The sequence below is a fragment of the Microbacterium paludicola genome, from assembly GCF_015235415.1.
Taxonomy (GTDB): Bacteria; Actinomycetota; Actinomycetes; order Actinomycetales; family Microbacteriaceae; genus Microbacterium; species Microbacterium paludicola.
Genome location: NZ_JADGLL010000076.1, coordinates 1 through 5,728, shown reverse-complemented (window position 1 = coordinate 5,728; position 5,728 = coordinate 1). Strand labels below are relative to the sequence as shown.

2 protein-coding genes and 3 pseudogenes are annotated in these 5,728 nt (G+C 63.3%); 4 read left to right on the top strand and 1 reads right to left on the bottom strand.

The window, feature by feature from the left end; translation table 11 throughout:
• Positions 1-199: 199 nt before the first annotated feature.
• From IR155_RS15460 to IR155_RS16185, 4 genes and pseudogenes are all read left to right on the top strand, one after another.
• The gene (locus tag IR155_RS15460; RefSeq protein WP_135115680.1) at positions 200-859 is read left to right on the top strand and encodes a hypothetical protein; all 660 of its coding nucleotides are present in this window, start codon (positions 200-202) and stop codon (positions 857-859) included.
• Between the two features lie 244 nt (positions 860-1,103).
• The gene (locus IR155_RS15455) at positions 1,104-4,460 is read left to right on the top strand and encodes a glycosyltransferase (RefSeq protein ID WP_135115679.1); all 3,357 of its coding nucleotides are present in this window, start codon (positions 1,104-1,106) and stop codon (positions 4,458-4,460) included.
• 333 nt (positions 4,461-4,793) lie between these two features.
• Positions 4,794-5,240: pseudogene (locus tag IR155_RS15450) on the top strand (transposase family protein); the annotation flags it as partial.
• Positions 5,241-5,317: 77 nt separating this feature from the next.
• Positions 5,318-5,557: pseudogene (locus IR155_RS16185) on the top strand (transposase); the annotation flags it as partial.
• Between the two features lie 51 nt (positions 5,558-5,608).
• On the opposite strand, the pseudogene IR155_RS15445 reads toward IR155_RS16185, so the two are convergent.
• Positions 5,609-5,728 (bottom strand): annotated as a pseudogene (locus IR155_RS15445) (IS30 family transposase); the annotation flags it as partial.

The following is a 5,728-nucleotide window of genomic DNA, read 5'->3' as shown; positions in this document are numbered from 1 at the left end:
TAGGGTGAAGCACGTCGAGGTCCTCGGTCGGAATCAGAGAGTTAGCGCTTCTGATCCTCGGGGACCTCGACCCCTACCGCCGAATCACCGCCCGGCCACCCTCACCCCACCGGATGTCCGAAGAGCCAGATAACCGAGCCTCCACGAAACCCGGGGCGCTTCATCGCGTTATCCGGACAATGTTCTGCCGCTCGCGGACGTGATCGACCATCCCATGGCGCCGGCGCTGTTCTCGGACAACTCGGTGCATCCCTCGTGGTTGGGGAATGAGCTCCTGACGAGGCTTCTCGAGACGCCGACGCGGCCCATGGCGCTCTTCACGGGGCTGCTCGCCGACGTGACGCGACCACTGTTCGAGTTCGAGACAAGGACGGTGATCGTGGGGCGTTCGGTGTGGCTGAACCGCGCGCGCCGGCTCCGTGACGCCGGGTGCATCGCGTTCCGGTCAGTCGAGTTCATGACCACCGAGGAAGCCATCGCAGCCAACGATGGAGAGTCCGCGGACTACGTGGTTGTCGCGGGGCTGTCGGAGAGGACTCCCGACTTCGGCTCCACGCTGCAGCGGCTGACGGGCGCGACCACGCGACTGGCTGCGCGCGCGAACGCGCGAAAGGTGACAATCCTCTTCTGGGAGGCGGCGGCACTGCAGGCGAAGGGCTCGGAGAGCGCGCTCACTCCGCAGGCGTTGTCGGCCCTCGTGCCGCAGGATGCCGTCGCGCTGAGCTTGGCCCGACGCGACATCGACTTCGGAACCCTCGACCCCACTCTGTCCGGTTTCGAGAGTTCCGTGCGTGCGCTGGGCGGAGTGATCCGGCGGGAGAGATTCCCGGGCGGGTTGATGGTCGACGCCGGCGAGTGAGGTGGATCGGGCGGGAACGACGCGGCCGGCGCGCACGTTCGAGTAGCTCTTCGTCGGGGGAGGAAACTCGGCATCGCCGAGCGTGCCGCCTCAAGTTCATAAAGGAAGGGGCGACAGGCTGGCGTCGACACAGTGGCGGCGCTGGTCTCTGTCGACGCTGGAGTACCTGGCCCCTCATGTAACGTGAAGACGACAGTGATGACAGGATCGTCGCCCCGCGAGGATCCTGTAGCGAGGAGCGAGGGTGAGCGACACGACGATCAGCATTCTTGGGTGCCAGGCAGGGGTAATCACTGTTGCGAGTGATGCTCCGGATTTTGCCGGGCAGTATGCACTCTCCTGCGGGGAACGTCTGGTTCCGTTCGAGTTCGTCGAAGAGTCTGCGGCGCCGAGCCAGCGCATCGCAGGTCGCAACCTCGTGCACAACGGCGACTTTGCCGCCGAACCGGAGGAGTGGGCAGTCGTCTCCCAGGATGAGCCCATCAAGGTCGCCCGCGATATCTCAGACGAGTATGTGCTCTCAGGCGGGCACACGGCGTACATGGAAGTCGCGCCGACTGTGTCCAGTGTGACGCTTCGATATATGGATCCAGTCTTCGGTGGCGCACTGCCTGCGCTGGGGGGGCACACCTATACCGCATCCGGGTTGTTTGGGGTGCACCGCGGACATGGGCGGTTCCGTCTCCAAGCGCTCGACGGCGCGGGGCGGATCGTTGCTGAGAAGTCGGAGTTGTTGCGGAACTCGCATCGAGCGGGCGTGCAGGTGAGCGACTATCAGTCCGTCCGCGTACGTCTGACGCTGCCTCCCGAAGCTGTGTGCGTCCGACTGGAGATCGAGTTCCTCGGTTATCTCCATGAAGGTGTCAGCGTGAATCCAAACGCGTTCCTGTTCTTCACGCGTTGCGCGATTGCGCTGAGCGGCGCAAGCTCGGCTCCTCGTCCATGGTCCGGCAAGGAGGAAGGGACGGACGGCCTACTGAGCGTGATCGCTCGTTCCGATTCGATGGCGCTATACGAAGCTCAGGTGGATGTTGAAGCGGCGGAGGGGGCGCAGGAACTGCACATCGTGGCACTCGATTCCGTGCCTCCGCGCGTGGTTGCCTCGTACCAACTTGCCGACACGTCACGTGCGAACGCGTACTTCGAGCCGATGAGTGGCAATACGGTCGCTTTGCAGATCAGCGGCTATGACGGGCCCGTTGTCGTATCCATTGATGGAAGCGCAGCGCAGACTGTCGAGAAGTCGGATGTCCCAGGGGCTCCGCGTACCGTGAGCATCCCCGTAGCGGGAAAATACTGCGACGGAGCAGCGCACACGCTTGAGTGCCGAACCTTCGACGGGGCTCGAGTGCTCGCGAGGGACGTGCAGCTGCTCCCGTACACACTGACGCCGTGGAGCGTCATCCAGGAGCATTCGACTTCACCTTTCCCATATCATTTGGCACCAGCGGCCGCACACCGCTATCGGTCCGTGCTTGAACAACTCAGCGGCGCGCAGGAAGCGCTCGGGAGCGCCAGCGACGCGCAAGCTTCGGGCATTGCCCGACGGTTGGCGGACATTCCCCGGCTTCATTCTGTGCTTGCGCACGGGTTCGAGCAGCTTCACACGTTCGAGCCGCTTGAGTTCCCGAAGGTCGACCGGCCTACGGTCTCGGTCGTAATCCCCGTTCACAATAAGTTCAATGTCACCTACTTCTGCCTTGTCGCATTGCTCTTCGCGCGCAATAAGGTGTCGTTTGAGGTGATTGTCGTGGACGACGGGTCCACGGATGAGACCCTCAGCATCCAGGATGTGGTGTCGAACATCACGGTCTGTCGCAATGAGACGGCACAGGGCTTCGTGAGGGCGTGTAACCTCGGTGCAGCTAACGCGCGGGGTGAATACATCGTGCTTCTGAACAACGACACCGAGCCCACGGCCGGGTGGCTGGATGAACTCCTGACGGCATTTGACAACTTTACTCGGGTCGGGATGGCGGGCTCGAAGTTGCTTTATCCCGACGGCCGACTCCAGGAAGCCGGTGGCATCGTTTGGAACACGGGCAACCCGTGGAACTATGGACGTGGGCAGAATCCGCGTGACCCGAAATACTCGTACGCTCGTCAGGCCGACTACCTGTCGGGCGCAGCGGTTATGGTGCCGACCTCAGTGTGGCAGGAGGTCAAGGGACTAAGCGACGAGTTCGCTCCCGCCTACTTCGAGGACACGGACCTCGCATTCAAGGTGCGTAACGCAGGCTACACAACCTGGTTTGTTCCAACCTCTGTCGTGTACCACTACGAGGGCATTTCCAATGGGACGGACGTGAACACGACCAGCGGCCTCAAGCGATTCCAGGAGATCAATCGGCCGAAGTTCAAGCGCAAGTGGGCGGCCGCGGTTCGTGCGCACCGTTCCGATGGAGTCGATCCGGATCTCGAGAAGGATCGTGGCATCATCGGGCGCGCGTTGTTTATCGACTACACGACGCCCAAGCCCGACATTGATGCGGGTGGACACGCGGCGATCCAGGAAATGCGGCTTGTGCAGTCCCTCGGGTACAAGGTCACCTTCGCCCCAACCAACCTCGCCTACATGGGTCGATATGATGACGAGCTGAACCGTCTCGGCGTTGAGACCATCACGGCGCCGTTCTACCTGTCCGTCGATGACCTTCTACGCGACCGTGGTAGCGAATTCGATGTCGTCTACGTGACGCGTTACTACATCATGCAGGACGTGATCGAGTCGATCAGAGCGTATGCTCCGAATGCGAAGGTGATCTTCAACAACGCGGATCTCCACTTCCTCCGCGAACTGCGCGGTGCAGTTGCCAGTGGCTCCGCGGACGGAATCGCGCGTGCGACGACCGTCCGGGATCAAGAGCTGGAGCAGATGCGTAACGCCGATCTCGTACTCAGCTACAACGAGGTCGAGCACTCAGTGATCTTGAGTCACAATCTCGATTCGACGCGGGTCGCGAAGTGCCCGTGGGTCATCGATACCCGTGAACAAGACGCGATCCGTGGGTACGAGGAGCGCGAGGGGATCGCATTCCTGGGTGGATATGGTCACCCGCCGAACGTAGAGGCTGTCGAGTTCTTCGTCGGAAGTGTCGTGCCGAAGCTGCGCGACCGTCTGCCGGGCGTGAAGTTCAACATCTACGGATCGCGCATGGGGGCGAACCTCCGTGGCCTGAAGGATGATGTTGTCAACCCGGTTGGGTATGTCGAGACCGTCGATGAGGTGTACGACAACAACCGGGTTTTCGTCGCGCCGTTGCTGTCCGGCGCCGGCATCAAGGGGAAGGTTCTCGGCGCGCTGGCTCACGGCATCCCGACGGTCCTCTCGTCGGTGGCAGCCGAAGGCACCGGTCTCCGCGATGAAGTCGAATGCCTAATTGTCGACATCGACGCCGATGCGTGGGCTGACGCGATCGTGGCGGTATACGAGGACCGGAAGCTCTGGGAGTCCCTGAGCGCGAGCGGCACAACCTATACTCGAAAGTACTACTCATTTGCTCGCGGACGCGAGCTAATGCGCAGCGCATTCGAGCAGATTGGGCTATTCGACAGTATCTCTATCGCGCAGCCTCTGCCGGACGAGACACTCGGGGCGTAGTAATGCGGTGCATCCTGCACATCGGCACGGAGAAAACCGGAACGACGTCAATCCAGAGCTACCTGCACCACAATCGTCAGCGATTGCTGGAGCTCGGGATCTACTTGCCCAGAACCCCGGGTGAGAAATCCCTCCACAGCTTCCGATAGCTCAGCTCCCAGCCCGCGTCGCCGCGGATCTTCATGAACGTCCGTGAAAAGGTCGAGCCGTTAAGTGGCTCTGCGCATTCTGGGTGGGGTGAGGCGCTCGGGCGTGGCGTGACGGGGTGAGGTGGGTCGAGGCCCGGAAGATCGGTAGCGACCAAGCAACCTGTTCGTCCGGAGACCTCGACCCGTGCCTGATGCTACGCGCTGCGCCGCCGCGCGCCCATGTTCTGCTGTCTACTGTGATCGCTGCGACCTGCTCGTCGGACTCGACGGGCTCCGGGTGGCCGGGGTCGAGCGTCGCGGCGATGGCGTGCTCGTGATCGATGCCGAGTCGCCGCCGGGTCCGGTCGGCTGCCCTGAGTGCGGAGTGGTCGCGGAGTCGGCGGGACGGAAGGTGCTCGTTCTGACGGACGCCCCGATGGGCGGTACTCCAGTTCGGGTCCGGTGGCGCAAGCGCCGCTGGCGGTGTCGCCAGGACGGGTGCGGGGTGCGCTCATTCACGGAGCAGAACCCGGCCGTCGCGGCGGCCAACAAAGCGCTGACGGCTCGCGCGGTGGCGTGGGCGGTGGCGCAGATGCGCCGCGAGAACGCGTCAGTGCGCGGTGTCGCTCGGCAGCTGCGCGTCGCGTGGCGCACGGTCTGGAGGGGCTTGACCCTTGATCTTGGACACGCTGATTCCAGCACGATGCTGGGGGGAGCGAGAATCCAAGGATGGCCAGGAAGAACTACACGGACGAGTTCCGTCGCCGAGCGGTGGACTTGTACGAGTCCACGCCCGGGGCGACGCTCAAGGGGATCGCGGCGGATCTCGGCGTGTCCCGCGGCGCGTTGAAGGAGTGGGTCGACAAGCTCGGCTCCGGGACCACGACGACCGGAAGCCCGGTCGCTCCGGCGGCGGTGCGGGCGGAGTCGCAGGCGGCGAGGATCGCGCGGCTGGAGGCTGAGAACCAGGCGCTCCGGGTTGAGCAGGCCAAGCTTGCGGAGGAGCGGGACATGGCGGATTCAACCGGTGGTCGCAACGAGTTCTGTGAACTTCTCCGATGGTGTCAGATAGCCGAGCGTTTTGCGCGGTCGTCCGTTGAGCGAGTCCTGGATCGCGGTCAGCTCAGCGCGGGTGACGAT